The 3791-nt window shown below is 35.8% G+C and carries 3 protein-coding genes; all 3 read right to left on the minus strand.

What is annotated here, in order from left to right:
* Positions 1 to 1796, minus strand: a 1796-nt coding sequence (locus E1171_RS05355) for a hypothetical protein (RefSeq protein ID WP_187696271.1), incomplete at its 3' end; no start/stop codon positions are given.
* Between the two features lie 221 nt (positions 1797 to 2017).
* Complete coding sequence (locus E1171_RS05360) at positions 2018 to 2494, minus strand: 6-pyruvoyl trahydropterin synthase family protein (protein WP_155204823.1); 477 nt, start codon at positions 2492 to 2494, stop codon at positions 2018 to 2020.
* 548 nt (positions 2495 to 3042) lie between these two features.
* A complete protein-coding gene (locus E1171_RS05365; RefSeq protein ID WP_155204825.1) occupies positions 3043 to 3531 on the minus strand; it encodes a c-type cytochrome in 489 nt (162 codons plus the stop codon).
* Between the last annotated feature and the right edge of the window lie 260 nt (positions 3532 to 3791).

Genomic DNA, 3791 nt, shown 5'->3' on the forward strand with positions numbered 1-3791 from the left:
ATAGGTTGGGGAAAAGCAGAGACTAAGGTTTCTAATTTTTGTTTTCCTTCTTCCAAAGCTTTTTTAATCGGTGTTGCCTCCATTAAATTTTCCATATTGAATAATTCAAGATAATAAGATACCCCTGCAAATAGATTTTTATGGAATTTTTGAATGACTTTCCGTTGATTTTCTTCCGATTTTTCTTTCCACTCATTTATCCGGTTGTTGAGGTAATTGATATACATTCTTAATTCTTTGATGAACATATGAGGGCGCTTCGGATCAATATTTAGATTTTTCCTGCCGTAAATATGGTCTGTCATTTGTTGGAGACTTGCTTTTTGGGTGAAATAGGCCATATTAGGGCCTGGACAAACAGATACACCATCTCCTTCCACCTTGTGGTCCAAATTATTTACCAATAAAGCCGAAGTGCCCAAGCCTACACAAATACAGGATTTTGCCACCACCTTCTCATATTCTTTTTGGTAGTCTTCCGGAGAGAAGTTTTTTGCCTTAAGTTCTTTTATTTTCAAATCCTGATATTGTCGGGAGGCAATACATAATCCCTTGTCCTTAAATTCTTTGTTTATGGCTACGAATTTCTTAGGACAGGAACTACCGGGCCTTCCTAGGCGAATGTTTTCTACCTTTGTGAGATCTTTGGTATTTCCTTTTAGATTATTGAAAAGGACTCCTAAAGGGGAAATCTGACTTAGTTCCAGATCTTTCTCTTTTGCTTTACTTAGGAGGTTTAAGGTTTTTGGGTCAACATTGGTGGCTTCCGGCACAAGTAAGAAAGGGGTTCCCCAACCTATAGAATCTAATTGGTAAAGCTTCAATAAATAGTCATGTTCATGAGCCGTTCCCACTCCTCCTTGAGCAGAAAATCGAACGTTTGGTCTGCTGCGGGGAACATTAAGGTTTTTGGTTTCCAAAGCTTTTGCCCATAGATCATAAGTGGATTGGATTAGGTCCTCTCTTTTATTTTTAAATTCTTCTAAAATGGGGCCCATTAGATAACCGTCGGTTGCAAAAGCATGACCTCCACAGTTTAACCCTGATTCTATTCTGTATTCTGAAACCCACAGGCCTTTTTTAGCCAGAAATTTTCCCTGAATTAAAGCAGAACGGAAATCACTGACTTTTAAAATGATTTTCTTTTTTAGGTCTTCATTTTCATCTGGAAAGAAATCTTCAAAATTTTCCATATAGCTGTAAAGACGTGGGTTCATGCCCGCCGAAAGTACAATGGAAGAATTTAATTTACTTTTGGCAAAACCCCTTAGGGCAGAGTGGGCGTCATTGTATTCGGAAGGAAGGGCTTGTTGTTTTTCATAATTTTCCTTGTCCAATTTGGTCATGATATTAACATCAATAGAACCCATGGACAGATTTGTCTCCAACCATTTACGGATTTCTCCTTTTCCAAATTCCTGAGTTAGCAAGTGTTTTGCTTTTATTTTTAGGTAAGAAAGGTCCGGCAGCATATCAATGTATTTCTCCAGTTCATTTCCTTTTTTTTCTACTGAAATTTTCAGTTGATTGAACTTGTTTTTTACCACATCGTCAATCAAGTTTAGGTAGGCCGTAATTCTATGGGCACGGTGATCCTTTGTTTTTTCGGTAATCTCCTCATAGGGTAGATCCATTTTTCTGCAATAGAAAGCTCTCATTTTTTCAATGAGTATATCATCCACTAAGGAAAGTACCGAAGATATTCCAAAAGGGGCTACTTTAACCGCAGTATCAATGGTGTAGCCAATTCCCATCACGGGAATATGAAAAGTATGTGTTTTTAATTTATTTTCCATAAGTTGTAACTTGCTTTTGATTTCATTTACCCATTGATTATGATCATTATAAAAAGCTTATAATTCCAATAGGAAGGTAATCTTTGGAAAAGGTTTAAAAAAAAGCCAACTCAGAAAGTCGACTTTTTCCATCGTCAAACCTGTATGTAACTGCTTACTTTTAAGTATTTTTAAACTCTTATGACTATTTTAAAAACTCTTCCCTCTCCATTATCCATTCCTTACTGATTGTCAAGCGCCCATTCCGCGTAGGAAGAATTTGTTTCAAACAATTTTATTGAATAGAGTTCCACACTGTCCGGTAAATGAGGTGCCAAAAGTTCTACAAAGTGAAATAATAAATTTTCACTTGTGGTTTGAAAGGGAACAAGATGAAGCTTTTGTTTTGCTGTTTTTAAGATTTGAATTAATTCCTGATCAGTCTGGGTGGATAGTACAAGAGCATGGTCGAATTTGCTCAATATTTGCTCTTTAACCATATTCTTTAACACCTTGTAGTCAAGGACCATTCCATCTTTTGGGTGGCCTTTTTCTCTGAAAACTTTACCTCTTAGGGTAATGTGAAGGACAAAGGAATGCCCATGTATATTTTTACAGTCGCCATCATAGCCTGGTAAAGCATGGCTCATTTCAAAATTAAAAATCTTGGTAATTTTGATTTTCTTCTCTTTTCCTATTTGGTGATCGAAAAAATGCATTTTCCCTCCTCACTTTTCATTTATTTCCAACAAAGTGTTAGACACAAAATCCTAATTCTTTACTATGTGACAAACTTACAATCCTGTCTTTTTAAGAAGTATGAGCTAGCTCATACTTATGGAATAATTACCTTTTTTAATGTTGGGGCATTGATGTGTATTTTGATTTTGGGACCATTTTTCATTGCTTCTCCTTCTGAAAGTAAACCTTAAAATTCATCATGTTCGCCCGGTACCACATATACTTTGGAGGCAGCATCTTTATTGCCTAAGGCTCCCTTTTAGTTTCCTGATAAGCAAGCCGAAACAAATCCTAGGAAGAAAAACAGCAAGACGGGGAATTTATATTTATAACGATTCATAGAAATGAATTTTAATCAGAAAAAATTCTTTTAGTCGATGATTTATTAAAAAAGTAGCATATCTAAGGAACTTCTCTTTAGTGGAGGTTTACCTTTTTCCTTAGGTAATTCCTTTATTCCCCAAATGATATTTAAGGGGTAAAAGCGATAAATTCTCTATTTCTGTATTGTGGTTCAAACATTTATTTATTTCAAAGTCCTGAAGTATTCCAATATTTTTCTGGCCTTGCCCTCTGAAATGTTTTGGTTAACCATTGTGGCCCCATTGAATTCGGCCCATAATTTTTTAGCGATAGGATCTTCTTTTACCATTTTTTCGGGGTTAAGGAGAATATTCATGATCCATTCTGGAGATCTTCTATTTGTAATTCCCTTAAGGTCCGGGCCAATAAATCTTTGACCTACGCGGTGACAAGCTGTACAATTCGCTTCAAAAATGGTTTTACCATCTTCGACCATTTGTTCATCTAATGCTCCTAATTCTACCTGAATAATCGGACCGACCCCTTTATTTTGCATGGGGTCTGTTGAGACGTCTTTTATTGAAGCAGAGGCTTGGTTTGCAGTTTCATTACCATTACTACCACTTCCACAACTATTTAATAGAAATGGAAAGGAAAGTAGGGCCAATCCCCCCATTATTTTTATACACAATTTTTTTATGCCCGTTTTCATAAGCTTGCTGGTTTTTAATTATGACTCTTAACTTATACAAAGTTATCGTTTGACCATCTGTGCCAATATGATTTGACTCATAGTTGGGAGTGATTGTTAGCAGCTTTTTCCGGCGAAAACCTTCTTTTTAGAAAAGGGGATACATTAAAAATTCATAGGAAAAAAAGGAGGAGATCAGATGAAAATGATTGGAGGAAAGGATGATTTTGAAAGGCTAATCGAAAGTTTAGTTTTTTTAAAGTAATTTTTTTAACATGATT

The organism is Xanthovirga aplysinae (assembly GCF_009711365.1).
Lineage (GTDB): Bacteria > Bacteroidota > Bacteroidia > Cytophagales > Cyclobacteriaceae > Xanthovirga > Xanthovirga aplysinae.

Coding starts and splice junctions, on each gene's coding strand:
- E1171_RS05365 (WP_155204825.1), bottom strand. CDS start 3,531: ATGAAAACGGGCATAAAAAAATTGTGTATAAAAATAATGGGGGGATTG.
- E1171_RS05360 (WP_155204823.1), bottom strand. CDS start 2,494: ATGCATTTTTTCGATCACCAAATAGGAAAAGAGAAGAAAATCAAAATT.